The organism is Microbacterium sp. 22215 (assembly GCF_052045655.1).
Classification (GTDB): Bacteria; Actinomycetota; Actinomycetes; order Actinomycetales; family Microbacteriaceae; genus Microbacterium; species Microbacterium phyllosphaerae.
Genome location: NZ_JBQEPC010000008.1, coordinates 35,901 through 58,349, shown reverse-complemented (window position 1 = coordinate 58,349; position 22,449 = coordinate 35,901). Strand labels below are relative to the sequence as shown.

The window sequence follows — 22,449 nt, the reverse complement described above, 5'->3', positions numbered from 1 at the left end:
GATGTCAGTGGGCTTCTCGGGCGGCCAGGAAGGCCTCGACCTCGGCACGGAGCGGCAGGCTCGGCGATGCTCCCTGCTTCGTCACGGCGAGGGCTCCGGCGGCGGTCGCCACGCGCACGGCATCGGTCAGCGACCGCCCGTTCGCGAGCGCCGCGCCGAGGTAGCCGGCGTAGGCGTCGCCGGCGGCGGTCGTGTCGACGGCCTCGACGGGGAACGGCGGGACGACGGATGCTCCGTCTGCCGTCACCACGCATGACCCTTGCCCGGCGAGCGTGATCACGGCCGCGCCGACGCCGCGGTCGAGGAACCAGCGTCCGGCCAGCGCGGCGGAATCGGCATCCGTCACCTCGATGCCGCTCAGCACCGAGGCCTCGGTCTCGTTCGGAGTGACGATGTCGATGCTCGCCCACACCTCGTCGGCGAGCGGCGCGGCGGGCGCAGGATCGAGGATGACGGTCATGCCGTGCTCGCGGCCCCGGGCCGTGATGTGCGCGGTGAGGGCCGAGGGGGTCTCGAGCTGGGTGAGCAGCACCGACGTGGTCGGCGCGAGGGCGGCCAGCGCCGCGTCGATCTGCTCGGTGCTGAGCGCGGCGTTCGCGAGCGGCACCATGACGATGTCGTTCTGCGCCGAGGCGTCGACGCGGATGTGCGCGATGCCGGTCGGCCCGGGCACCGTGCGCAGGTGGGCGAGGTCGACGCCTGCCTCGCTCAGCCCGTCGACGACGAGGTCGTGGAAGAGGTCGTCTCCGACGCATCCGACGAAGCTCGTGCGAGCCCCTGAGCGCCCCGCGGCCACCGCCTGGTTCGCGCCCTTGCCACCGAGCATGAGGGTGAACTCGTCTCCGAGGATGGTCTCGCCGCGGGCCGGGAGCCGGGTCGAGAAGGTCGTCACGTCTGCGGTCACGCTGCCGACGATGACGACGCCGGTGCGATCGGGCGAGGTGGCGGCTGTCATGGCACTCCTGATCGTCGTCGATGCGGGGTGCTTTGACATCCTCCGCGGCTGTCATTACATTAGCCGAATCCGAACCTGTAACGACAGGTTGTGCACAAGGAGACCCGATGACCGCGCTGGCCCCCCGTCTCTACGTCGACAGTGCGGACGTCGACCGCGTCTCGTCTCTCCTCACCGCAGGAGTCGTGCACGGAGTCACGACCAACCCCACGATCCTCGAGCGGGGCGGCCGCGCCGCCGCCGAGATCCCCGACCTGTACGCCCGCTGGTCAGACGAGGGTGCCCGCGAGATCTTCTTCCAGACGTGGGGCGGCGACACCGCATCCTTTCTCCGCAACGCCGAGGGCATCCGCGCGCTCGGCGACCGCGTGGCCGTGAAGGTTCCGGCGACGCGCGACGGCTTCGCCGCGGCATCCGCGCTGGTGGCCGACGGCGCGACCGTGCTCGTCACCGCCGTGTACTCGGTCGCGCAGGCGCTCGCGTGCGCCTCGATCGGTGCGCAGTACATCGCCCCCTACCTCGGACGGATGCGGGATGCCGGCATCGACGGCGACGCCGTGATCGCGCGGATGCAGGAGGTCTGTGCGGGCAGCGGGTCGAACGTGCTCGCCGCGAGCCTGCGCTCACCCGACGACATCACCGGCCTGCGGCTCGCCGGCGTGCCGTACTTCACGGCCGCGCCCGACGTGATCGAGCAGATGCTGTTCCACGAGGTCAGCGACAGCTCGGCCGCCGAGTTCGACGCGGCGATGGTGCGGCTCGGGGCCTGAGCCTCGAGCCGCCTCGTTCACAATTCAGCATGGTGGTGTCCGCAGGCGGACGGGATCCGCGCGGTTTCGCAGATCTGCGGTCGCCGGGGACAGCTCCGTGCTGAATACCGAACCACTCAGGCGGTTGCCGCCTGACGCAACCACCGCTCGACCCCGGCGATGTGCGCCGTCGCGAGCGAGGTCGCGAGACCTGAATCGCGGCGGGCGATGGCGTCGGCGATCGCCCGATGCTCCGAGAGGGTGCGCTCGACGGCGCCGCCCTCGGTGAGCCCGCGCCATACCCGCGCGCGCACGGTCTGGCTGCTCAGGTGCTCGATCAGGCTCGCGAGGTAGGCGTTGCCCGCCATGCCCACGATCTCGCGATGGAAGCGGATGTCGTGCTCGACGAGCTCTTCGACGGTGACGGTCGCGTCGATCGACTCGACCTCGCGCTCGAGTTCGGCGATCGCGTCGTCGGTGCCCAGCGTCGCGGCGAGGCCCGTGGCCTGCGACTCGAGCATCCGTCGCACCGCGAAGATCTCGAGCATCGAGTCGTCGTCGTGCATGTCGACGACGAACGAGATCGCCTCGAGCAGCAGGTGCGGTTCGAGGCTCGTGACATAGGTGCCGTCGCCGCGGCGCACGTCGAGCACGCGGATGACCTCGAGCGCCTTGACGGCCTCGCGCATCGAGTTGCGCGACAGGCCGAGGCGCTCGGACAGCTCCTTCTCGGGAGGGAGTCGATCGCCCGGGGCCAGCTCGCCCGACACGATCATCGCCTTGATCTTCTCGATCGCCTCGTCAGTCACTGCCATGGCGTCATCCTAGCCATTCATCGGATGTCTGCGGCAGGATGGGGGCATGCGCGTATTCGATTCGCACCTGCACCTCTGGGATCCCGAGCTTCTCCACTACACCTGGCTCGAAGGTCCCCTCGCCTGGCTGTTCGGTGAGACCGAGGTCGAGAACTCTCGCATCGTGCGTGCGACGACCGAGAAGGCCGTGTTCGTGCAGGCCGAGACGGTCGAGGACGACTTCCTCGACGAGGTGCGCTGGGTCGCTTCTCTCGCCGACCGTGTCGGTGTCGTCGGCATCGTGGCCGGCGCGAGGCTCGACCGAGGCACCGACACGACAGCGCACCTCGAAGGGCTCGCAGCCGAGCCCCTCGTCGTCGGCGTGCGGCACAACCTGCAGGGAGAGCCAGACGGACTCGCGGTGTCGGCCGCCTTCGTGACCGGTGCACGCGAGGTCGCGGCGAGAGACTGGACCTTCGACGCCTGTGTGCGAGCGGAACAGCTGCCCGAGATCGCCCGACTCGCGGGGGCGGTGCCGGAGCTCCGGATCGTGCTCGACCACCTCGGCAAACCCGAGGTCGGCACAGCGGATGCTCCGGTCGCGCCGTCGATGGAGTGGGTGCGCGATCTCGACGACCTTGCCCGACATCCTCAGGTCTTCTGCAAGCTCTCGGGGCTGCCGGGCGAAGCCGGCGGCGACTGGTCGGCCGAGCAGCTCGAGCCGTTCCTCGACGCCGCGGCCGACGCCTTCGGGGTCGAACGGCTGATGTGGGGGAGCGACTGGCCGGTGTCGGTCATCGGCCCCGCGGAAGAGGGGTACGAGCACGCTCCGGAGGACGGATCGCCGACGTATCAGTCGACCGCGCGCAGCCGATGGGCAGACACGGTCATCGCGTGGGCCGAGCGGCGCGGACACGACGTCGACGCGATCCTATGGCGCAACGCCGAGGGGTTCTATCGCGTGCGCGAACGGCCGGTGCGGGTGCAGGAGCGCCCGGATGTGCGAGCGGATGCGGTCGAGCCGCGCTCTCGCCGCGGCATCCTGGGCTGGCTGCGCGGCGGGCGCTCGTAGCGAGGTCCCCAGCCGAACAGCCAGCCCGGATGCGGAGCCTCAGCCGCCGACGGGGCGGAGGCGCAGCTGCGCCATGCCGCCGTCGACCTCGATGAACGTGCCGGTGGTCGACCCCGCGGCGGGGCTGACCAGGTAGGCGACGGCCGCGGCGACCTCGTCGGGCGAGACCAGGCGACCGTGCGGCTGACGCGCCTCGAGGGCGGCGCGCTCGGCGGCGGGGTCGTCGGCCGAGTCGAGCAGGCGCCCGACCCAGGGGGTGTCGGCGGTGCCGGGGTTCACGGCATTGACGCGGATGCCCTCGCGCAGATGGTCGGCCGCCATGGCACGGGTGAGCGCCGAGACCGCACCCTTCGACGCGCTGTAGAGGGCGCGCTGCGGCAGGCCGGTCGTCGACGCGATGGATGCCGTGTTGCAGACCGCTGCACTCGGCGACTTCTTCAGCCACGGCAGCGCCGCCGAGGTGACGCGGGCGATGCCGGTGACGTTGATCGAGAGCACGCGGGCCCACTCGTCGTCGTCGTTCGCGCTGATGTCGCCCTGCGCGCCGACGCCGGCGTTGTTCACGACGATGTCGATGCGGCCGAACTTCTCGGCGACGGCGGCCACGGCGGCATCCACCGATGCGCGGTCGGAGACATCGGCCGTGAACGCGGCGAACGCCGCATCCGCTCCTGAGGTGTCGCGGTCGAGCACCGCGATCTGCGCGCCGTCGGCGCGCAGGCGGGCGGCGATGGCCGCACCGATTCCGGATGCTCCGCCGGTCACGATCGCGACGAGTCCGTCGAGTGCGCTGCTCACTTCTGTGCCTCCCATGCCACGAACTCCTGGCGCTGATGCCCGAGTCCTTCGATCTCGATCTCGACCACATCGCCCGCGGTCAGATACGGGAACTTGCCGCCGAACGCGACGCCCTGCGGGGTGCCGGTGAGGATCAGATCACCCGGCTCGAGCGTGACGTACTGCGACAGGTGGTGCACGATCACGCGCACGTCGAAGATCATGTCGTCGGTGTTCGAGTCCTGGCGGGGCTCGCCGTTGACCCAGCTGCGCAACCGCAGGTCGTCGACGTCGACCTCGTCGGGGGTGACCAGCCACGGGCCGGTCGGGTTGAAGCCGGGAGCGATCTTGCCCTTCGACCACTGTCCGCCCGAGACCTCCATCTGAAAGGCGCGCTCCGAGACGTCGTTCGCGACCACGTAGCCGGCGATGTGCGCGTCGGCGTCGTCGGGCGAATCGAGGTAGGCGGCACGGGCGCCGATCACGATGCCGAGCTCGACCTCCCAGTCGGTCTTCTCGCTGCCGCGGGGGATGGTCACCGCGTCGTTCGGGCCGACGACCGTGTTCGGGGTCTTCAGGAACATGATGGGCACGGTCGGCGGTTCGGCGCCGGACTCGCGGGCGTGGGCCGCGTAGTTCTGGCCGATGCAGATGACAGCGCTCGGGCGGGCGATCGGCGCTCCGATGCGCATCGCGGCGGCATCCTCGATCACCGGGAGCTCGCCGGCGGCGCGGGCGGCTTCGACGCGGGCCCGGAAATCGCCGGCGAGGAAATCACCGTTCACATCGGATGTCACTGCCCGAAGATCGAGGTGGCTGTCGCCCTCGACGAGGACGGGGATCTCGGCGCCGGGGGCACCTAGACGTGCGAACTTCATGTCTCTCCTGATCAGTGAGGATTCCGTGTCGTCGGGGCGCATCCTCGCGGCCCGTCTCGTTGACAGTATAGACATCGGATGTTTACACTCCAAGAGATCTGCACGGAAATCCACCCCGTGCCCGAGAGGAACCCGTGAGCCGCATCGTCGCCCTCGACACGACCGACATCCGCTTCCCCACGTCGCTGAGCCTCGACGGGTCGGATGCCATGAACCCCGACCCCGACTACTCGGCCGCGTACGTCATCGTGCGCACCGACGCCGAGGACGGCATCGACGGGCACGCCTTCGTCTTCACGATCGGTCGAGGAAACGATGTGCAGGTGGCTGCGATCGACGCGCTCGCCGGGCACCTGGTCGGCCGCGAGATCGAACCGCTCCTTGACGACATGGGCACGACCTTCCGCGACATCATCGGCGACTCGCAACTGCGCTGGCTCGGCCCGGAGAAGGGCGTGATGCACATGGCCATCGGCGCGGTCATCAACGCGCTGTGGGACATCAAGGCCAAGCGCGCCGGTCTGCCGCTCTGGCAGCTGCTCGCGCGGATGACACCCGAGGAGCTCGTCGACCTGGTCGACTTCCGCTACCTGACCAACGCTCTGACGCCCGAGGACGCGCTCGAGATCCTCCGTGCGGCCGAGCCCGGTCGACTCGAGCGCGAGCGCGAGCTGCTCGCCACGGGCTATCCCGGATACACGACGAGCCCCGGCTGGCTGGGCTACTCCGACGAGAAGCTCGAACGACTCGCTCGCGAGGCGATGGCCGACGGCTTCACCCAGATCAAGCTCAAGGTCGGTGCCGACCTCGACGACGACATCCGTCGGTTCCGCAAGGCGCGCGAGGTCTGCGGACCCGACTTCCCCATCGCGATCGACGCGAACCAGCGCTGGGAGGTGTCGGAGGCGATCGAGTGGGTGAACGCGCTCGCCGAGTTCCACCCCGCCTGGATCGAAGAGCCCACGAGCCCCGATGACGTGCTCGGTCACGCCGAGATCGCCAGGGGAGTGGCGCCCATCCGCGTCGCCACCGGCGAGCACGCCCAGAACCGCGTGATCTTCAAGCAGCTCCTGCAGGCTGGGGCCATCTCGGTCATGCAGATCGACGCCGTGCGCGTCGCGGGTGTCAACGAGAACATCGCCAACCTGCTGCTGGCCGCGAAGTTCGGCGTGCCAGTGTGCCCGCATGCCGGTGGTGTCGGTCTGTGCGAGGCCGTGCAGCACCTGTCGATGTTCGACTTCGTCGCCGTCACCGGCACGCGAGAGGGCCGGATGATCGAGTTCGTCGATCACCTGCACGAGCACTTCGTGATCCCGACCGACATCCAGGGTGGCTCGTACATGGCGCCCACCGCGCCCGGCTCGGGCATGGAGATGAAGGCCGAGAGCATCGCCGCCTACACGTGGACGGGTCAGCATGTCGGCGCCTGAACCTCTCACGGTTCCGACGCTCGGGTACGGGGCCGCGAACGTCGGCAACCTCTTCCGCCCGCTCACCGACGACGAGTCGTGGGCCGTGCTGGACGCTGCGTGGGACAGTGGCATCCGCTACTTCGACACGGCTCCGCACTACGGGCTCGGTCTCTCGGAGCGCCGCCTCGGAGCGTTCCTGCAGACCAAGCCGCGCGACGAGTTCGTGCTGTCGACCAAGGTCGGGCGGCTGCTGCGGCCGAACCCCGAGCATGACGGCGGCCTCGACACCGCGAACGACTTCCACGTGCCCGACGACCTGCAGCGTGTCTGGGACTTCTCGGCCGACGGCATCCGCACGAGCCTCGACGAGTCGCGCGAGCGGCTGGGCATCGAGCGCATCGATCTGCTCTACCTGCACGACCCCGAACGGCACGACCTCGATCTCGCGCTCGCCGAAGCCCTGCCGGCTCTGGAGCAGCTGCGATCCGACGGCCAGGTCGCCGCGGTCGGGATCGGGTCGATGGTGTCGGACGCGCTCGCCGCCTCGGTGCGCTCGGCCGATCTCGATCTGATCATGGTCGCGGGGCGCTACACGCTGCTCGAACAGCCTGCCGCGGCCGACGTGCTGCCGGCGTGCCGGGAGACCGGCACGGGCATCGTCGCGGCATCCGTCTTCAACTCGGGGCTGCTCGCGTCGAATGCACCGCGTCGTGACGGACGCTATGAGTACGGGCAGTTGCCGGACGAGCTGTGGGAGCGGCTGCTGCGCATCGCACGGGTGTGCGCCGAGCACGACGTGCCGCTGCCCGCGGCCGCGATCCAGTTCCCGCTGCAGTCCGACGTCGTGCGCTCGGTCGTCGTCGGGGGCAGCCGACCGACGCAGCTGACCCAGAACGCCGAGTACGCGGCTCTCGAGATCCCCGGTGCGCTGTGGGACGAGCTCGCGGCGGAGGGGCTGATCCCCGCCTGAGTCGGACGTCGCGCGTTCACAGCTCAGCATGAGCGGGCCCGGGAGTCGGGTTCCGGGCCTTCGGCATCGGTTCCAGCGCGGCGTCATGCTGAGTTGTGAACCGAGCAGAAGGCTCAGCGGCCGGCGGTCGACTCGCGCACGACGAGCTCGGCGGCGAACGGTGTCGGCGCCGGAAGGTCGGCGGTGGGATCGGTGAGCTGGCGGATCAGTGCCGCACCCGCCGCGCGGCCGATCTCGTACCCGGGCTGCCGCACGCTCGTGAGCGGCACGACGGTCTGGTGCGCCTGTGCGACGTCGTCGAAGCCGACCAGCGCGATCTCCTCCGGCACGCGGATCCCCTCGCGCAGCAGTCGGGTGAGCACCCCGATCGCGACCATGTCGTTCGCGGCGAAGATCGCATCGGGGCGGTCAGCGGACGGCAGCGCGATGATCCGCTCGGCGATGTCGAGGCCGTCCTCCGTCGTCAGGTGCGGCACGTCGAACACGTCGACCGCGGCATCCGATCCCTCCGCCGCGTCGCGCAGACCCTGCAGCCGGTCGTTCGACTGGCTGACGCTCGGCGCCCCCAGGAACAGGATGCGGCGACGGCCGATCGACAGCAGATGCTCGCCGGCGAGGCGCCCGCCGCCGCGGTCGTCGAAGCGCACCGACCCGACGGTCGACGAGTCGGGGATGGGACCGACGACGACGGAGCGGATGCCGCGCTCCGCGAGCTGCTCGAGTCGGGGCACGACGTCGTCGAGGGGGTAGATCACGATGCCCTGCACCCGGTGCGCCTCGAACATGTCGATGTTGCGGCGTTCGAGGGCTGCATCGCGGGCGCTGTTGCTGAAGAAGAGCGACCATCCGCCCTCTCGGGCCACGTCCTCGACACCGCGGGAGAGCTCGTGGAAGTACGGCAGCCAGGCGTCGAGCAGGATCAGCGCGAGCGCCTTGCTCGATCCCGCTCGCAGCTGCCGCGCCGACTCGTTCGGTACGTAGCCGAGCTTCTCGATCGCGTCTCTGACCTTCGCGGAGCTGGCCTCGCCGAGCACGTGCGGGTGGTTCAGGTAGTTCGAGACGGTCGAGGACGACACCCCGGCGAGGGCTGCGACATCTTTGACGCTGGCGGGCATGGAGCTCCTTGTCGGTTTCGCCGGTGCGCTCTTGCGCGGGGGCCTCTGCGCACCGGCGCGGCACCGACGTGTCCACAGTAGCCGAGCGGTTGGCACGTTCCAAGAAAGTTCTTGACACGGCATCCACGCCCCGCGTACCGTGACCTGAACGCGGGGTTGGAACGTGCCAACCCGCAGAGGCGATGGTGCCCCACACCCGTCTCCGAGAGGTCTCATGAACATCGGATGCCACGGGCTCGTCTGGACCGGACGCTTCGATGCCGACGGCATCCGCCTGTCGGTCGAGAAGACGAAGGCGGCGGGATTCGACCTGATCGAGTTCCCGCTCATGGATCCCTTCTCGTTCGACGTCGCCGCGGCGAGGGATGCCCTCGAAGAGCATGATCTCGCGGTCAGCGCTTCGCTCGGCCTGTCGGGTGCGACCGACGTCACGAGCTCCGACCCGGCGGTCGTCGCCGCCGGCGAGGCGCTGCTGCTCAAGGCGGTCGATGTGCTCGCCGATCTCGGCGGACAGCACTTCTGCGGCGTGATCTACAGCGCGATGCAGAAGTACATGGATCCGGTGACGCCCGAAGGGCTCGAGAGCAGTCGTCGCACGATCGCACGCGTCGCCGACCACGCCGCCGAACGCGGAGTGTCGGTCTCGCTCGAGGTCGTCAACCGCTACGAGACGAACGTGCTGAACACGGCGCGGCAGGCGCTCGCCTACCTCGCACAGGTCGATCGGCCGAACGTCGGCATCCACCTCGACACGTACCACATGAACATCGAGGAGTCGGATATGTTCGCGCCGGTCCTCGACGCCGCACCGGCCCTCCGGTACGTGCACATCGGCGAGAGTCACCGCGGGTATCTCGGCACGGGAACCGTCGACTTCGACAACTTCTTCAAGGCGCTGGGCCGCATCGGCTACGACGGCCCGATCGTGTTCGAGTCGTTCTCGTCGGCGGTGGTGGCACCCGATCTCAGTCGGATGCTCGGCATCTGGCGCAACCTCTGGACTGACAACGCCGAGCTCGGAGCGCACGCGAACGCGTACATCCGCGACAAGCTCGTCGCCGTCGACTCCATCCGGCTGCACTGAGGACTCAGAGCTCCCGGCGGGCAACCTGTGGCCAACTTGTTATTACAGGTCTTTCCTTCCCGGAGAGTGTTAGTTACATTTAGATACAACTTGCGCAGGGCAGGGCGCAGGTTGCAGAATTGATCCGATGTTTCCGGACCCGACCGGACTCAGCGGATAACGACCTTCAAGGAAGCAGGTGAGCACATGAGTGACCCCATTCTCAGAGTCGAGGGGATCAGCAAGGGATTCCCCGGTGTGCAGGCTCTCAAGGACGTGCACCTCGAGGTGCGGGCCGGTGAGGTGCTCGTGCTCGTGGGCGAGAACGGCGCGGGCAAGTCCACCCTGATGAAGATCCTGTCCGGGATCTACACCAAGGACGAGGGAACGATCACGTTCGAGGGCGCGGAGGTCGAACTCACCAGCCCGCTGCAGGCGCAGCAGCTCGGAATCACGATCATCCACCAGGAACTCAACCTGATGCCCGACCTCACCGTCGCGCAGAACATCTTCGTGGGGCGTGAGCCCACGACCGGCCCGTTCCTCTCGGAGGGCAAGCTGAACAAGCAGACCGCCGAGCTGCTGCAGCGCCTCGGCATCCGGTTGAATCCGCGCCAGCTCGTCGGCGAGCTCACCGTGGCCGAGCAGCAGATGGTCGAGATCGCGAAGGCGCTGTCGTTCAACGCCAAGGTGCTCATCATGGACGAGCCGACGTCGGCGCTCACCGACTCCGAGACCGAGACCCTGTTCGTGCTCATCGAGCAGCTGCGGGCATCCGGCACCGGCATCGTCTACATCTCGCACCGCATGGACGAGCTGCGACGCCTCGCCGACCGGGTCACGGTGCTCCGAGACGGCACATACATCGGATCACTGGACAAGTCGGAGGTCAGCATCCCGAAGATCATCGAGATGATGGTCGGACGAGTGATCGACGAGGGCACCCGCCCCGAAGCCCGCGATCACATCAACGACCCGATCGTGCTCGACGTGCAGGGACTCTCGACCAAGACCCTCCTGAAGGACGTGTCGTTCCAGCTGCACCGGGGCGAGATCCTCGGCTTCGCCGGACTCATGGGCGCGGGGCGCACCGAGACCGCTCGAGCGGTCATCGGCGCGGATCATCGCGACGGAGGGTCGATCGCGATCAGCGGACAGCAGGTGCGCATCGGACAGCCGGCGGATGCCGTGAAGCACGGCCTCGGCTACCTCTCGGAGGACCGCAAGCTCCTGGGCCTCATGCTCGAGCAGGACGTCACGTTCAACACCGTGCTCGCGTCGCTCGGCTCGTACGCCAACGGCATCGGCTGGATGGGCGACAACAAGGCGAAGAACCGCACCAAGGAGTACGTGCAGCAGCTGAGGGTCAAGACGCCCTCCGTGAACCAGATCGTCAAGCTCCTCTCCGGAGGGAACCAGCAGAAGGTCGTCATCGCCCGGTGGCTGATGCGCGACTGCGACATCCTCATCTTCGACGAACCGACCCGAGGCATCGACGTCGGCGCGAAAGAGGAGATCTACCGCCTGATGCAGCAGCTCGCTGATCAGGGCAAATCCATCATCGTCATCTCATCGGAGCTCCCGGAGATCCTCCGCGTCGCGAACCGCATCGCGGTCTTCGCGAACGGTCGCATCACCGGGACGCTCCGCAACGAAGAAGCCAGCCAGGAGAAGATCATGCAACTCGCAGCCCACGGGGAGGAAGACTGATGAGCACCCCGCAGAAGCAGGGATCGTCGACGACGACGATCATCCAGACAGCGGTCGACGAGAACACCGACAAGCGCGACATCGGCGGGTTCCTCCGGCGCCAGCTCCAGCAGTCGCTCGCCTTCGGCACGCTGATCGTGCTCGTGGTCTTCTTCTCGATCGCCAGCCCCGCCTTCTTCACCTTCAGCAACATCGCCACGGTGCTGCTGTCGACCGCGGTCATCGGCATCCTGGCGCTCGGCACGACCTTCGTCATCATCACCGGCGGCATCGACCTCTCGATCGGCACCGGCATGGCGCTCTGCGCCGTGATGACGGGTGTGTTCGTGACGAACATGGGACTCCCGGTCTGGGTCGGCGTGATCGGCGGTGTGCTCACGGGCGTCCTGATGGGGCTCGTGAACGGCATCAACATCACGTTCCTCCGACTGCCCCCGTTCATCGCGACCCTCGCGATGATGATGATCGCCGGCGGCCTCGCCCTCGTCATCTCGAACGTCTCGCCGATCTACTTCTCGACGTCGGCCCCTGACTTCAAGAAGATCGCGCTCGGCGTGATCATCCCCGGCATCCCGAACGCCGTGCTGATCACCGCCGTGGCCGCGATCATCGCCTGGCTGGTGCTGTCGAAGACGCTTCTCGGCCGGTACACCTTCGCGATCGGCTCGAACGAGGAGGCTACGCGCCTCTCGGGTGTGAACACCCGGCGCTGGACGATCCTCATCTACATGTTCGCCGGCGCCTTCACCGGCATCGCGGGCATCGTCATCGCCGCCCGACTCGACTCGGCTCAGCCGCAGATCGGCACCGGCTACGAGCTGCAGGCGATCGCCGCGGTCATCATCGGCGGAACCTCGCTGCTCGGCGGACGAGGCTCGATCCTCGGCACCGTGATCGGTGCGCTGATCATGAGCGTGCTCGTCAACGGCCTGCGCATCATGTCGATCCAGTCCGAATGGCAGAACATCGTCGTCGGCATCGTCGTGCTGCTGGCCGTGTTCCTCGACTCGCTGCGCAACCGGCAGCGCACCTGATCCCACAGATCTACACCCCCCACCACCACCACACAGAGAACAATGGAGTTTCCATGAAATTCGGCAAGAAGACCGCATTCGCGGCACTCGTGGCCGCATCCGCCCTCGTCTTCGCGGGCTGCGCAGGCGGCGGTGACGTCATCGAAGAAGGCAGCGGCGACGGAGGCAGCGGCGACGGCGAGATGTACATCGCGCTCGTCTCGAAGGGCTTCCAGCACCAGTTCTGGCAGGCCGTCAAGAAGGGCGCGGAGCAGAAGGCCGAGGAGCTCGGCGTGAAGATCACGTTCGAAGGCCCCGCGGCCGAGACCGAGATCGCCCAGCAGCTCGAGATGCTGACCACCGCGATCGACAAGAACCCGGATGCCATCGCCTACGCCGCCCTCGACCCCGAGGCGTGCGTCGCCCCGCTCGAGCAGGCCAAGGCCAAGGACATCCCCGTCGTCTACTTCGACGCCCCCTGCGACGGCGACGTGGGCCTGAGCCTCTCGGCGACCGACAGCAAGGTCGCCGGCGCGCTCGCGGCAGAGCACATGGCCGAGCTGATCGGCGGCAAGGGCGAGGTCGCCATCGTCGGTCACTCGAACATCAACTCGACCGGCGTCGAGCGTCGTGACGGGTTCGTCGAGAAGATCGAGGCGGACTTCCCCGACATCAAGATCGTCGACATCCAGTACGGTGACGGCGACCACCTGAAGTCGGCCGACATCGCCAAGACGCTGATCGCCGCCCACCCCGACCTCAAGGGCATCTACGGAACCAACGAGGGCTCGGCCATCGGTGTCGTGAACGCCGTGAACGAGCTCGGTCTCGAGAAGGGCAAGATCACGATCGTCGGCTTCGACTCGGGAGCCGCGCAGATCAACGCGATCAAGGACGGCACGATGGCCGGCGCCATCACGCAGGACCCGATCGGCATCGGCGAGCAGGTCGTCCAGGCGGCGTACGACGCCGCCAACGGCGACGACGTCGACGAGTTCTACGACACCGGTTCGTACTGGTACGACAGCACGAACATCGAGGACGAGAAGATCGCCGCGGTTCTCTACCAGTGACCCGCTGATCTGACGAGAAGCCCCTCGCCTTCGGGCGAGGGGCTTCTTGCGTGCCCGGTGGCGGCGTGGGTCAGATGCGGCGGAGGAAGGTCAGGATCGACGACGGCTCGACGATCAGCTGCTGCAGCGCCTCGTTGAACGGCACACCGGCCGGAGCTGCGATGTGCGCCTGGAATGCCGCTTCGTCGCGATAGACCTCGTAGACGAAGAAGCGGTCGGGGTCATCGACGAGGCGCGTCGCATCGAACACGACGTTGCCCTCTTCGGCGCGTACGACCTCGGCGAAATCGCGCAGCAGTGCAGCCACCTCGTCGCCCTTCTCGGGGCGTGCGGTGAACACGGCGTGCAGGATGGTCGGCTCGGCCATGAGGACTCCTCGGGGTGGATGCGGGATGCGGATCTGGATGCGGCGGTCAGGACGACAGGGTGAGCAGGCGTGCGGGGTTCGCGACGAGCATCCGCTCCACGGCGTCGTCGCCGACGGCGGAGCGCAGGCGCGGCAGGTAGCGCTCGCCGAGGTAGGCGAGTCCGGGCATGCCGCCGTAGGAGATGTACCGGGTGCGGCGGGCGACGTCGCCGCCGAGCAGCACCCGGTCCGCGGCGCCGAAGGCCACGACCTTCTCGGTGAGGGCGAGCAGCTCGGCATCCGATCGGGTGCGCGGTCGGGCGAAGCCGTCGTATCCCAAGTAGGCACCGCGTTCGGCGAGGGACGCATGCAGGCCGGCATCCGGGTCTCGGTCGGCATGCGCGAGCGCCACACGATCGGATGCCACGCCCTCGGCCTCGAGCAGATCGAGCACCTCGTGGGCCGCCGTGCAGAACTCCAGGTGCACCATCACCGGCGCCCCGGTCGCACGATGAGCCTCGGCGAGCGCGACCAGCGTCGTGTGCTCGAACGAGGTGATGCTCCAGTAGCCGACGCCGGCCTTGAGCATGCCGGCGCGCACCGGCGAGCCATCGGGCGTTGCGGCCCGGGGCACGTCGGGCGTCTCGAAGACCAGGGCATCGTCGACGGGCATCCCGCGCGTCACCTCGGCGATGAACAGTGCCGCGAGGCGGTCGCCGCTCCACGCCTGCAGCGGGTGGTCGGCGCCGTAGTGAGCCTCGCGATGGCGGCCTGTGGTCGCGATCACGTGCATCCCGGAGCCCGCGCTGATGCGGGCGACCGCCTCGGGGTCGCGGCCGAGACCGAAGGGCGTGGCGTCGATCATGGCCTCGAAGCCGCTGGCCTTCAGCAAAGCGGCCTCGCGGCCCGAGAGGTCCTCGTCGTCGAGTTCGTCTCCCGGGAGCAGGGGTGAGATCTGGAAGAGGTGCTCGTGATAGTTCGTCGACCCGAGCTGTGTCGGATCGATGTCGCCGAGCACCGTCCGGACGACGGCCATCAGCGCGCCGATTCTGCGGCCTCGGCGAGGCGCTCGACGATCTCGGGGGTGAGGTCGATCTCGAACACGTCGGCGACGACCTGCGACCAGCCGTGGATGAAGTAGCGCCAGCCGTCGACCACGTGCAGGCCCCTCGTGGCCTCCTGGGCGCGTGCCTGATGCAGGAACTCGAGTGACCCGCGGTAGTTGAACTCCCACACCCACGCGCCCTCGGGGAACACCACATCGTCGGGCAGCGGCGAGCCGGGGCGGTCCTTGCCGAGGCCCGTGGCGTTCACGATCAGCGACCCTGTCGGGGCCGCGGCGACGATCGTCGCGGCATCCTGCGCCGTGTCGGTGCGCACGTACGTGATCAGTCCCTCGGGAGTGCCGTGCTGGCGGTGCACCTCGCGCAGGTGGTCGAGCTTCTCGTCGTCGCGGGCGGTGACGGTGATCCTCGCCGGAGTGTCCGCTCGCTCCGCCAGCGCCCAGCTGAGCGCCGTGCCCGAGCCGCCGGCGCCGAGGATCACGACCTCGGCTCCCGTGCGGGCGAAGTGGTCGGCGGGCAGGAAGTCGTTCAGCGCGAGATCGACCGTGAGCGGATCCTTGGCGCGGCCGATCAGGCGGTCGCCGCGCTTCGAGATGCTCGAGATCTCGGAGCACGAGACCGCAAACGGGTCGAGCTCGTCGAAGAGGTCGGATGCCGCGGCGAAGACGTTCATCTTGTGCGTCGTGACGAGGGCACCCCGGTGGTGGGGGTCGTCGCGGATCTGCTCGACCATCGCGACGTACTGCGCGGGCGTCGCATCCATCGGCAGGTCGTGCCCGATGAGGTTCGCGGTCGGAAGACCCAGGACGTCGGCCCACTTCGGGAACACGGTCATGATCGACGACGAGCCGGTGCTCACGCCGATGAAGCCCATGTAGCCGCCGGTCGCCGGAGTCGCGGCAGTCGAGGGGGTCTCGGTGAGGGTCATGGTCTGGTCCTTCAGGGTCGGGGAGAGACGGGGTGTGCGGGGGTCGTGCCCGCGAGAACCGCCAGCACGTCGTCGAGCGACATCGCGCCCATGTTGTCGACCGCCTGTGTGGTCTGCGCGCCGAGGTGCGGGGTGACCGTCACGCGGTCGGCGAGGTCGTCGGCGAGCAGCGGGCTCGCGCTCGCCGCGGTGTCGCCGTTCAGGGTGTCGGCGGCGTACCCGCCGAGGCGTCCGTCGCGCAGGGCGGCGGCGAGAGCCACCTCGTCGACGAGGTCGGGGCGCGCCGTGTTCACCAGGATCATCCCCGGACGGATGCCGTCGAGCCGCGCCGCATCGACGAGGGTCTGGCCGCCGGGGGCGTGCAGGGTGATCAGGTCGGCGGTGCGGAACAGCTCGTCGAGGTCGACCGGCTCGGCCCCTCGCTCGGCGATGGCGTCAGCGGGAAGGAACGGATCGGCGGCGAGCACTCGCGAGCCGAAGCCTCCGAGTCGCCGGGCGACGCCTTGGCCGATGCGGCCGAAGCCCACGATGCCGACCGTCGCCGCCCCGAGCTCGCGCCCGCGGCGCACTGCCCAGTCGCCTGCGCGCACGCGGCGGTCGCCGTCGGGAATGAAGCGGAGGGCCGCGAGCATGAGTCCGACGGCGTGGTCGGCGACGGCATCCGCGTTCGCGCCGGGGGTGTTGGTCACCGGGATGCCGCGTCTCAGCGCCGCATCGAGATCCACCGCCTCGGTGCCGACCCCGTAGCGGGCGACGACTCGGAGGTTCGGCGCGGCGGCGAGGTGCTCGTCCGTGACGGGGCCGGTTCCCGCGATCCACCCCTCGGCCGCGGCCAGCAGCGGTGCGAGCTCGGTGAGCCCGTGGTGCGCGGGTCCGCGGACGATATCGTGGCCGGCGGCGTGCGCCCGGCCCACGAGGTCGAGGTCGCCGTCCGAGAACGAGCGGCTGGTGGCGAGGATGACTCCCATCAGGCGCCCCGGGTGACGGGGGCCTGGGCGAACCACGGCTCGAGCGCGGCGTAGGCGTCGACGAAGCGGGAGTGTCGCTGCGCGTGCACGGCGTGCCGGCCGGCATCCGGCGTGAACTCCGCCGTCACCTCGCTCAGCGCCCTGGCTGCCGAGAAGTCGGCCAGGCCGAGCCCGACCGCGCCGGTGACCGCGGCGCCGAGGCTGTTGGCCTCTTCGACGATCGTGCGGCGACGGATCGGCACACCCCAGACGTCGGCGAGGATGCCGAGCCAGGCGTCGCTCTGCGCTCCGCCGCCCACCGCGTCGATGCGGTCGAACGTGGCTCCGGAGTCGCGGAACGCCTGGATGCAGGTGAGCAGGTTGTACGCCACACCCTCGAGCACGGCGCGGGTGAGGTGCGCGCGGGTGTGGTGACGCCCGAGTCCGACGAACGCGCCGCGGGCGTGCGGGTCCCACAGCGGGGAGCGCTCGCCGAGCAGGTAGGGCAGGAAGTACAGGTCTTCGGTGTCGAGGTCGCCTCCGGCCTCCGCTGTCAGCCGCGCAGTGTCGGGGTGCGCGGGGTCGGGGGAGAGCGCCTCGGCGATCCACTGCACCGATGCGCCGCCGGCCTGCATCGTCGCGGTCGGGACGAAGGAGCCCGGCACGACGTTGTCGAAGGTCATGGTGCGCATCTGCGGGTCGTGCAGCGGAGCGAGGCTCGCGAACGAGATCCACGAGGAAGTGCCCAGGCACACGTAGGCGCCGTCTTCGGGGGCGACGATGCCCGAGCCCACCGCGGCGAGCGGTCCGTCTCCGCCGCCCATCACGACGCGCACGGATGCCGGGAGCCCGAGTGCATCGGCCGACTCGGTCGTGAGCGAGCCAGCGACGGTCGTCGACTCGAGGATCTCGGGGAAGAGTGCGGCGTCGAGCCCTGCGGCCGCGAGCACGTCTGCCGACCAGGTGCCGCGCAGCTGGTCATAGGCGTTCGTACCCGACGCGTCGGACCGCTCGGTGGCGAGTCGCCCGGTGAGCCGGTAGACGATGTAGTCCTTGGCGACGCAGAAGTGTCGCACGCGCGCCCACACGTCGGGTTCGTTGTCGCGCACCCACATGATCTTCTCGAGTGAGTAGGTGGGGTTCAGGCGGTGGCCGAGGACGCGGTACGCGTCCTCGGCGCCCAGGCGCTGTTCGAGTGCCCGGGTCTGCGCGCCCGAGCGGGTGTCGGCCCAGATGATCGCGGGGCGCACCGGTTCACCATGCCCGTCGAGCAGCACGGTGCCCATCATCTGGCCGCTGACGACGAGGCCTCCGATGGTCTCGGGCCCGACGCCGGCGCGGGCGATCAGCTGTCGGGTCGCCGCGACGACGGCATCCCACCAGTCGGCCGGATCCTGCTCGGCGATGCCGCCCGCGGCGAAGTGCGCCGGATAGGGGACGGTGACAGAGGTGACGAGGCGGCCGTCGTCATGGTGCAGGGACGCCTTGTTGCCGGTCGTCCCCAGATCGTGCGCGATCAGCATGGCCGGAGCCTATTCCGCGGAGGGGGTCGCGGAATAGGGGCGCAGGTCCACGCCCTCGGAGGCGCGATAGGCCCGGGAGCCCATCCCGTGCTCGAGGACCCAGCCGTAGTCGTGGCCGGCGCCGCCCGGGTACACCGCGAGGAACGCATAGGGCTCGTCACCCGTGTTCACCGAGCGGTGGGCCCAGCCCGGCGGGATGTAGCCGATGGTGCCGGGGAGCATGTCGAGCCATTCGGTGCGCTCGCCGTCGAACATGAGCAGCCCGCCGCGACCCTTCAGCGCCAGGTAGATCTCGCCCTGGTGGTTCGGGTGCTGGTGGCCCTTGGTCATCCATAGCTCGCCGGAGGTGTCGCCGGGCATGATCGTCGTGATCGACTGGGGCAGTTCGCGGTCGACCTCGGGCACGGGCGAGCTGACGACGGTGTAGACCACGGGGTTGTCGCCGGCGGATGCGGCGGCCCAGGCATCCGCGTCGAGGAACAGGCCCTCGAGGTCGGACATGCGCCGCGTCAGGGTGGGCCCCTCGGGCGAGAGCGTGAGCTTCTCGGCGTCGAACGCGATCGCCATCGGCGAGATCGGGGGCGTGTGGAACTGGGGCATCGGTGCTCCTCGTGCGGGTGCTGCGGCGCTGCACAACCTGTAATGACAAGTTGAGTGTACCTGTTATGACAAGTAGCGTCCAGTGCTCGGATGCGCGGGGTTTCGGGCGCGGGTGTGCGCTGGCCTGGGATGCCGGAATCCGATCGCAAGGAGCCCCCGGATCGCCTCTACCCTGAGACGGTGCAATTCGCCTTCATCGACGAGTCCGAACCGCTCGGGGCAGGCAACAGCGGGCCGTACGTCATGGTGGCGACGCTCCCGCAGTGCGGCGAGATGGCGGATCTGCAGGACCTTCGCCGGTCATTGGTCGCGTTGAAGCCGAAAGGTGCGATCAAGCTGCACTGGTATGACAACGTCGGTGCTCTCAAGGATGAAACCGTCTCCGTCATCTCGGCGATGCCGCTCGCTCACTGGGCGGTCGTCGTTCATCCGGAAGCGGGAGATCGCAGCGAACGGACTCGCCGCGCGTGCATCACTCGGCTCTTCTGGGAACTCGACCGACTCGACGTCGTCGACCGCGTCGTCTTCGAATCACGTGGACAGAGTGATGACCGCCGGGACATGGCCATGGTGCAGGCGCTGCGGGCATCGCGCGTGATCGGGTCGAGAATGCGAGTCGAGCACGTTCGAGGATCGAGCGAGCCGTTGCTCTGGCTTCCGGATGCGGTCTGTGGGGCGGTCAATGGACGCGTCACAGGACGTGACCTATGGGCGGGCCGACTCGACCATCAGCTCCGCATCGTCACCGAGATGCGCGAAACCCGGGCCCCACAATCAGCAGGAAATCCCGGGTTCACTTCTCCAGCCTCCGCAAAGGGGGAGCTACCGACAGATTCTATCCGAAACGGGGTGTGACGGGGAGAGGGATGGTCGGGAATGCCCAAATCTCAGGATGCTGCGGCCAGCGCCCGAGCGAGGTGGGCCCGGCCGCCCCTGATCGCCTCGGCCGTCACCTCTTCGGACCCTGGATACTCGGCATGGCCCGCCGGGAGGACGGCGAGTTCGAGCATTCTTGCCGCGTTCGCGACGCCGAACTGTCCGGCGGGTGGCACGTACGGATCCCACAGGGCCGCCTCGACCCGCACCGGGATGGGGGCGAAGCCGAGGGCCGTCGACGCATCGAACCAGCGCAGCACCTCGAGGGCCTCCGGATGCGCGGCGACATGGTCGCGCACGGTCTCGCCGCTGCCCACGCAGTGCACCGCGAGCCGCTCGTCGTACTGGCCGAAGCTCGGCACGATGAGGGTCGCGCCGATGAAGCGCTCGTCCCAGGGGAGGGCGAGGGCGCCGATGCCACCGCCGAAGCTCTCGCCGACGTAGTAGAGGGGCAGGGATCCGACGAGGGTCGTGAGAGCATCCGCCGCGAGCCAGAGGTCGCGGGCGCAGAGCCCCAGCACGTAGCGCTCGGGGTCGTCGATTCCCGCGAGCACGTGCTCGGCCTGGAGTTCGGGAGCGCCGATGCCCGCGTTCAGAGTGGGCAGCCCGCGGGCGACGGGGAAGATCGCGGCCGCATCGTCGGGCACCCTGGCCAGATCGATCGCGTCACGTCCTCCGTAGCCGTGACCGTGCACGACGCCGACACGCGCCGGGGCGGTGACGGGTTCGACGAGCCAGGCCCGCAGGCGTGTGCCGTCGACTCCGGAGTGCTCGATGACCGACACGCGTCGGCCGTGCGCGGTCTCGGTGGACAGCACGGTGGGTGCGGCATCCATCGTCTTCGCCTGCGCGCGCCAGTCCTGCCACCGGTCGGCGAAACCATCGGGTGGGGCGATCGGAGCGATCGTGCGGAGCGTGCTCAGCGTGTGGCCGTAGCTCGCGTCGAAGTCAGCGCCGGCGAACCAGGTGTCGTAGGGGGAGGGGAAGGTCATGACGAGACGACGCTACCGAATCCGGATGCGGCGGCTCAGGCGCCCGCGCGTCGAGCCCGATACGCGGCCACGGCGTTGCGGTTGGTGCAGGTCGTCGAGCAGTAGAGCTTCGAGCGGTTGCGCGACAGGTCGAGAGCGAGCGCCTGGCAAGTATCGTCGGCGCAGATCGAGATGCGCGAGCCTTCATCTGCGCGGATGACGTCGATCAGCGCCATGGCGGTCTCGATCAGCACCCGTTCGGCGAGCGGGCGTTCGTCGGCCACCGCGTGCAGGTGCCAGTCGACTCCCGTGTGCCGCACGAGGCGGGGGGTGATCTGCGTGTCGGCGAGGGCGACGTTCACGAGTTCGGCCATCTCGTCTCGGGGCGCGAGGAGCATGGCGCGAAGGCGCGGGCGCAGATCGCGCAGCTCGGCCAGCTCAGCCTCGTCGCGGTCGAGCCGGCCCGAATACGGGAAGTCCGCGAGGAAGGCGTCGTAGTCGGCGAGCGTCTCGAGCGTCTCCGGCTCTTCTGCCGAGTTCACCAGCCAGACGGCCGAGCGAAGGGCCTCTTCCGTGTCATCGGTGAAGTTCATGTTGACACCTTACATCGTGCGCGAGTAGCGTCACCTGTCATGAGCACCGTTGCAAATGACGTCACGGCGCCGGGGGTGCGCTTCGGCCTGCCGCTGGCCATCGGCGCGGCCTTCGCGTTCGGGATGTCGGGCGCCTGGGCTCGCGGGCTCATTGATGCCGGGTGGACGCCGGGAGCAGCCGTGACGGTCCGTGTCTGGGTCGCGGCGCTCGTGCTGCTCGTCCCCACGATCCTGTCACTGCGGGGTCGATGGGGCGTGCTCACGAAGAACGCCGGGATGATCGCCGCCTACGGGCTGCTCGCCGTGACGGCCACCCAGCTCTGCTACTTCCAGGCCGTCGCCGTGATGGACGTCGGGCTCGCACTGCTCATCGAATACACGGCGCCGATCGCCGTGATCCTCTGGCTATGGCTGCGCAGGGGCGAACGGCCGAGTCGCCGCAGTGTGATCGGCGCGGCCATCGCCTTCGTCGGCCTCGTGCTGATGCTCGACATCATCACCGGCGCCGAGGTCAACGTGACCGGCATCCTCTGGGCGCTCGCCGCGATGGTGGGGGCGGCGACGTACTTCCTGCTCTCCGCCAAAGCCGACACCGGGCTGCCGCCGATCGTGCTCGCCGGAGGTGGGCTGCTGCTCGGGGCGGTCGCTCTCACGATCGCCGGGCTCGTCGGCATCCTGCCCCTCGCGTGGACGACCGACGACATCACCTACCGCTTCGGCACCGTGCCGTGGTTCGTGCCGGTGCTCGCGATCGGCCTGATCGCGACAGCGCTCGCGTACGTGCTCGGCATCGCCTCGACCCGGATGCTCGGTTCCCGCCTCGCCTCGTTCGTCGCGCTGTCCGAAGTCGTCGCCGCGCTGCTCTTCGGCTGGCTGCTGCTCGGTCAGCTGCCGGACCTGCTGCAGGCTCTCGGCGGCGCGCTCGTGCTGGTCGGAGTGGTCGTCGTGAAGCTCGGCGAGCCGCGCCCCGCCGAGTTCGTCGAGCCGATCCCGGATGCCGTCGCGCTGCCGCCGCATTAA

The 22,449-nt window shown here is 69.0% G+C and carries 23 protein-coding genes; 10 read left to right on the top strand and 13 right to left on the bottom strand.

Going from position 1 to position 22,449, the window contains the following annotated elements; all coding sequences use genetic code 11:
* Positions 1–4: 4 nt before the first annotated feature.
* Positions 5–955, bottom strand: a complete 951-nt coding sequence (locus ACTJKH_RS13505; RefSeq protein WP_440737343.1) for a ribokinase — start codon at positions 953–955, stop codon at positions 5–7.
* A 107-nt stretch (positions 956–1,062) separates the two neighbouring features.
* Here ACTJKH_RS13505 and ACTJKH_RS13500 point away from each other — a divergent pair, with 107 nt between their 5' ends.
* Complete coding sequence (locus ACTJKH_RS13500) at positions 1,063–1,725, top strand: transaldolase family protein (RefSeq protein ID WP_440737342.1); 663 nt, start codon at positions 1,063–1,065, stop codon at positions 1,723–1,725.
* 116 nt (positions 1,726–1,841) lie between these two features.
* Here ACTJKH_RS13500 and ACTJKH_RS13495 read toward each other — a convergent pair whose 3' ends face one another.
* Positions 1,842–2,519 (bottom strand): FadR/GntR family transcriptional regulator, encoded by a 678-nt coding sequence (locus tag ACTJKH_RS13495; protein WP_210096041.1) that lies wholly within the window; start codon positions 2,517–2,519, stop codon positions 1,842–1,844.
* Positions 2,520–2,565: 46 nt separating this feature from the next.
* Between ACTJKH_RS13495 and ACTJKH_RS13490 the strand changes: the two genes are divergently transcribed.
* A complete protein-coding gene (locus ACTJKH_RS13490; RefSeq protein ID WP_440737341.1) occupies positions 2,566–3,570 on the top strand; it encodes an amidohydrolase family protein in 1,005 nt (334 codons plus the stop codon).
* Between the two features lie 39 nt (positions 3,571–3,609).
* On the opposite strand, the gene ACTJKH_RS13485 is transcribed toward ACTJKH_RS13490, so the two are convergent.
* The gene (locus tag ACTJKH_RS13485; protein ID WP_440737340.1) at positions 3,610–4,383 is read right to left on the bottom strand and encodes an SDR family NAD(P)-dependent oxidoreductase; all 774 of its coding nucleotides are present in this window, start codon (positions 4,381–4,383) and stop codon (positions 3,610–3,612) included.
* Positions 4,365–5,225, bottom strand: a complete 861-nt coding sequence (locus ACTJKH_RS13480) for a fumarylacetoacetate hydrolase family protein (protein ID WP_440737339.1) — start codon at positions 5,223–5,225, stop codon at positions 4,365–4,367. Before ACTJKH_RS13480 ends, ACTJKH_RS13485 begins: the two co-directional genes overlap by 19 nt.
* A gap of 134 nt (positions 5,226–5,359) precedes the next feature.
* Here ACTJKH_RS13480 and ACTJKH_RS13475 point away from each other — a divergent pair, with 134 nt between their 5' ends.
* Both ACTJKH_RS13475 and ACTJKH_RS13470 read left to right on the top strand, forming a co-directional pair.
* The gene (locus ACTJKH_RS13475) at positions 5,360–6,655 is read left to right on the top strand and encodes an L-fuconate dehydratase (RefSeq protein WP_440737338.1); all 1,296 of its coding nucleotides are present in this window, start codon (positions 5,360–5,362) and stop codon (positions 6,653–6,655) included.
* Positions 6,642–7,607, top strand: coding sequence for an aldo/keto reductase (locus ACTJKH_RS13470; protein WP_440737337.1), 966 nt, complete (start codon positions 6,642–6,644; stop codon positions 7,605–7,607). The genes ACTJKH_RS13475 and ACTJKH_RS13470 overlap by 14 nt, the downstream gene beginning before the upstream one ends.
* Positions 7,608–7,720: 113 nt before the next feature.
* Here ACTJKH_RS13470 and ACTJKH_RS13465 read toward each other — a convergent pair whose 3' ends face one another.
* Positions 7,721–8,722 (bottom strand): LacI family DNA-binding transcriptional regulator, encoded by a 1,002-nt coding sequence (locus ACTJKH_RS13465; protein ID WP_440737336.1) that lies wholly within the window; start codon positions 8,720–8,722, stop codon positions 7,721–7,723.
* 214 nt (positions 8,723–8,936) lie between these two features.
* Here ACTJKH_RS13465 and ACTJKH_RS13460 point away from each other — a divergent pair, with 214 nt between their 5' ends.
* The 4 genes from ACTJKH_RS13460 to ACTJKH_RS13445 all read left to right on the top strand — a co-directional run bounded on the left by ACTJKH_RS13460 (position 8,937) and on the right by ACTJKH_RS13445 (position 13,581).
* Positions 8,937–9,806, top strand: a complete 870-nt coding sequence (locus tag ACTJKH_RS13460) for a sugar phosphate isomerase/epimerase family protein (protein ID WP_440737335.1) — start codon at positions 8,937–8,939, stop codon at positions 9,804–9,806.
* Between the two features lie 186 nt (positions 9,807–9,992).
* The gene (locus ACTJKH_RS13455) at positions 9,993–11,495 is read left to right on the top strand and encodes a sugar ABC transporter ATP-binding protein (protein ID WP_440737334.1); all 1,503 of its coding nucleotides are present in this window, start codon (positions 9,993–9,995) and stop codon (positions 11,493–11,495) included.
* Entirely contained in the window at positions 11,495–12,529 is a 1,035-nt protein-coding gene (locus tag ACTJKH_RS13450; RefSeq protein ID WP_440737333.1) for an ABC transporter permease, read from the top strand. Before ACTJKH_RS13455 ends, ACTJKH_RS13450 begins: the two co-directional genes overlap by 1 nt.
* A gap of 53 nt (positions 12,530–12,582) precedes the next feature.
* Entirely contained in the window at positions 12,583–13,581 is a 999-nt protein-coding gene (locus ACTJKH_RS13445) for an ABC transporter substrate-binding protein (protein ID WP_440737332.1), read from the top strand.
* 70 nt (positions 13,582–13,651) lie between these two features.
* On the opposite strand, the gene ACTJKH_RS13440 is transcribed toward ACTJKH_RS13445, so the two are convergent.
* The 6 genes from ACTJKH_RS13440 to ACTJKH_RS13415 are packed head-to-tail and all read right to left on the bottom strand — an operon-like array spanning position 13,652 to position 18,989.
* Positions 13,652–13,948 (bottom strand): putative quinol monooxygenase, encoded by a 297-nt coding sequence (locus ACTJKH_RS13440; RefSeq protein ID WP_120494319.1) that lies wholly within the window; start codon positions 13,946–13,948, stop codon positions 13,652–13,654.
* Between the two features lie 46 nt (positions 13,949–13,994).
* On the bottom strand, positions 13,995–14,963 hold the full coding sequence (locus tag ACTJKH_RS13435) for a phosphotriesterase family protein (protein WP_440737331.1): 969 nt from the start codon (positions 14,961–14,963) through the stop codon (positions 13,995–13,997).
* On the bottom strand, positions 14,963–15,919 hold the full coding sequence (locus ACTJKH_RS13430; protein WP_440737330.1) for a shikimate dehydrogenase family protein: 957 nt from the start codon (positions 15,917–15,919) through the stop codon (positions 14,963–14,965). Before ACTJKH_RS13430 ends, ACTJKH_RS13435 begins: the two co-directional genes overlap by 1 nt.
* Before the next feature lie 11 nt (positions 15,920–15,930).
* Entirely contained in the window at positions 15,931–16,887 is a 957-nt protein-coding gene (locus tag ACTJKH_RS13425) for an NAD(P)-dependent oxidoreductase (protein ID WP_440737329.1), read from the bottom strand.
* Positions 16,887–18,389 carry a xylulokinase gene (gene xylB, locus ACTJKH_RS13420; protein WP_440737328.1) on the bottom strand — a complete coding sequence of 501 codons (1,503 nt, stop codon included), beginning with the start codon at positions 18,387–18,389 and terminating at the stop codon, positions 16,887–16,889. Before xylB ends, ACTJKH_RS13425 begins: the two co-directional genes overlap by 1 nt.
* A 9-nt stretch (positions 18,390–18,398) precedes the next feature.
* Entirely contained in the window at positions 18,399–18,989 is a 591-nt protein-coding gene (locus ACTJKH_RS13415) for a glucose-6-phosphate isomerase family protein (RefSeq protein ID WP_259161676.1), read from the bottom strand.
* A gap of 180 nt (positions 18,990–19,169) precedes the next feature.
* On the opposite strand from ACTJKH_RS13415, the gene ACTJKH_RS13410 reads away from it, so the two are divergent.
* Positions 19,170–19,844, top strand: coding sequence for a hypothetical protein (locus ACTJKH_RS13410; RefSeq protein WP_440737327.1), 675 nt, complete (start codon positions 19,170–19,172; stop codon positions 19,842–19,844).
* A 32-nt stretch (positions 19,845–19,876) separates the two neighbouring features.
* On the opposite strand, the gene ACTJKH_RS13405 is transcribed toward ACTJKH_RS13410, so the two are convergent.
* Together ACTJKH_RS13405 and ACTJKH_RS13400 are read right to left on the bottom strand one after the other, a co-directional pair.
* Positions 19,877–20,857, bottom strand: coding sequence for an acetylxylan esterase (locus ACTJKH_RS13405; RefSeq protein WP_440737326.1), 981 nt, complete (start codon positions 20,855–20,857; stop codon positions 19,877–19,879).
* Between the two features lie 35 nt (positions 20,858–20,892).
* The gene (locus ACTJKH_RS13400) at positions 20,893–21,429 is read right to left on the bottom strand and encodes a CGNR zinc finger domain-containing protein (protein WP_440737325.1); all 537 of its coding nucleotides are present in this window, start codon (positions 21,427–21,429) and stop codon (positions 20,893–20,895) included.
* Positions 21,430–21,468: 39 nt separating this feature from the next.
* On the opposite strand from ACTJKH_RS13400, the gene ACTJKH_RS13395 reads away from it, so the two are divergent.
* On the top strand, positions 21,469–22,449 hold the full coding sequence (locus ACTJKH_RS13395; protein ID WP_440737324.1) for an EamA family transporter: 981 nt from the start codon (positions 21,469–21,471) through the stop codon (positions 22,447–22,449).

Excerpts from the sequence above, each read along its gene's own strand:
- ACTJKH_RS13425 (WP_440737329.1), bottom strand. The coding sequence starts at position 16,887 with ATGGGAGTCATCCTCGCCACCAGCCGCTCGTTCTCGGACGGCGACCTC.
- ACTJKH_RS13465 (WP_440737336.1), bottom strand. The coding sequence starts at position 8,722 with ATGCCCGCCAGCGTCAAAGATGTCGCAGCCCTCGCCGGGGTGTCGTCC.
- ACTJKH_RS13395 (WP_440737324.1), top strand. The coding sequence starts at position 21,469 with ATGAGCACCGTTGCAAATGACGTCACGGCGCCGGGGGTGCGCTTCGGC.
- xylB (WP_440737328.1), bottom strand. The coding sequence starts at position 18,389 with ATGCTGATCGCGCACGATCTGGGGACGACCGGCAACAAGGCGTCCCTG.
- ACTJKH_RS13505 (WP_440737343.1), bottom strand. The coding sequence starts at position 955 with ATGACAGCCGCCACCTCGCCCGATCGCACCGGCGTCGTCATCGTCGGC.
- ACTJKH_RS13455 (WP_440737334.1), top strand. The coding sequence starts at position 9,993 with ATGAGTGACCCCATTCTCAGAGTCGAGGGGATCAGCAAGGGATTCCCC.
- ACTJKH_RS13460 (WP_440737335.1), top strand. The coding sequence starts at position 8,937 with ATGAACATCGGATGCCACGGGCTCGTCTGGACCGGACGCTTCGATGCC.
- ACTJKH_RS13495 (WP_210096041.1), bottom strand. The coding sequence starts at position 2,519 with ATGGCAGTGACTGACGAGGCGATCGAGAAGATCAAGGCGATGATCGTG.
- ACTJKH_RS13500 (WP_440737342.1), top strand. The coding sequence starts at position 1,063 with ATGACCGCGCTGGCCCCCCGTCTCTACGTCGACAGTGCGGACGTCGAC.
- ACTJKH_RS13435 (WP_440737331.1), bottom strand. The coding sequence starts at position 14,963 with ATGGCCGTCGTCCGGACGGTGCTCGGCGACATCGATCCGACACAGCTC.
- ACTJKH_RS13485 (WP_440737340.1), bottom strand. The coding sequence starts at position 4,383 with ATGGGAGGCACAGAAGTGAGCAGCGCACTCGACGGACTCGTCGCGATC.
- ACTJKH_RS13470 (WP_440737337.1), top strand. The coding sequence starts at position 6,642 with ATGTCGGCGCCTGAACCTCTCACGGTTCCGACGCTCGGGTACGGGGCC.
- ACTJKH_RS13415 (WP_259161676.1), bottom strand. The coding sequence starts at position 18,989 with ATGCCCCAGTTCCACACGCCCCCGATCTCGCCGATGGCGATCGCGTTC.
- ACTJKH_RS13450 (WP_440737333.1), top strand. The coding sequence starts at position 11,495 with ATGAGCACCCCGCAGAAGCAGGGATCGTCGACGACGACGATCATCCAG.
- ACTJKH_RS13440 (WP_120494319.1), bottom strand. The coding sequence starts at position 13,948 with ATGGCCGAGCCGACCATCCTGCACGCCGTGTTCACCGCACGCCCCGAG.
- ACTJKH_RS13490 (WP_440737341.1), top strand. The coding sequence starts at position 2,566 with ATGCGCGTATTCGATTCGCACCTGCACCTCTGGGATCCCGAGCTTCTC.
- ACTJKH_RS13405 (WP_440737326.1), bottom strand. The coding sequence starts at position 20,857 with ATGACCTTCCCCTCCCCCTACGACACCTGGTTCGCCGGCGCTGACTTC.
- ACTJKH_RS13480 (WP_440737339.1), bottom strand. The coding sequence starts at position 5,225 with ATGAAGTTCGCACGTCTAGGTGCCCCCGGCGCCGAGATCCCCGTCCTC.
- ACTJKH_RS13400 (WP_440737325.1), bottom strand. The coding sequence starts at position 21,429 with ATGAACTTCACCGATGACACGGAAGAGGCCCTTCGCTCGGCCGTCTGG.
- ACTJKH_RS13445 (WP_440737332.1), top strand. The coding sequence starts at position 12,583 with ATGAAATTCGGCAAGAAGACCGCATTCGCGGCACTCGTGGCCGCATCC.
- ACTJKH_RS13430 (WP_440737330.1), bottom strand. The coding sequence starts at position 15,919 with ATGACCCTCACCGAGACCCCCTCGACTGCCGCGACTCCGGCGACCGGC.